Below are 882 nucleotides of genomic sequence, written 5' to 3' on the forward strand. Positions count from 1 at the left end.
GCTATTCGCTGACTCGTTAGCTGGAACCAGATCGAGTTGTTTCGCAATTGCCAAAGCTGTTGCAGGATGATCCCCGGTAATCATTATCGGTGTGATACCAGCTGTTTTACATTGTTGAACGGCCTCTTTGGCTTCTTCTCGGGGAGGGTCGATCAATGCGGCTAAGCCTAGGAAAGTCATCTGTGACTCAAGCGTTTCCTGATCGAAAGTGTCGCCGTCATTTAAGTTCTTCATAGCGAAAGCGAGTACTCGGTAGCCTTGTGTCGCAAGGTCTTCTGCAATATCTAGCCAGAGATCACGATCAAACTGCTGCACTTCTGCGGCTTGGGTAAAAGCTTGGCTACAGCAGGAAAGTACTGCTTCAGGTGCCCCTTTCGTATAAGAAATTAAGGGTGTGTGGGGTTCACCCATTAGCTTGTGTACAGTAGTCATACGCTTTCGGTTAGAGTCAAAGGCACACTCGGCAACGCGCGGAAGCGATTTCTCAAGTTCTGTTTTTAGGAAGCCAGCTTGGGCTGCGCAGTTGAACAAGGCTAGCTCTGTCGGTTCGCCACTAGACTGCTCTATCTCGCGACTAACCCTGACATCATTGTTGAGCGAGAGCACATGTGCAAGGTGCGAGCTTTGAGCCAAACTGTTCAGGGCGTAAGGTTTGCTTTCAGGTGTAATTAGCTTGTCTACGTGCATTTTGTTCTGAGTGAGAGTGCCGGTTTTATCAGAGCAGATGTAGCTAACCGAGCCTAAGGTCTCGACAGAAGGTAGGTTACGCATCAAGGCATTAATCTTGATCATTTTTGCTGCCCCTAAGGCTAAGGCAATACTTACAACAGCAGGTAGGGCTTCGGGAATGGCTGCCACAGCTAGGCTAATACCGGTTAGCAG

Annotated in this window: 1 protein-coding gene; it reads right to left on the reverse strand. The window is 49.0% G+C overall.

Going from position 1 to position 882, the window contains the following annotated elements:
• The coding region (locus tag A3756_RS01480; RefSeq protein ID WP_368664558.1) for an HAD-IC family P-type ATPase at positions 1 to 882 on the reverse strand (882 nt) is incomplete at its 3' end.

The organism is Oleiphilus sp. HI0086 (assembly GCF_001635225.1).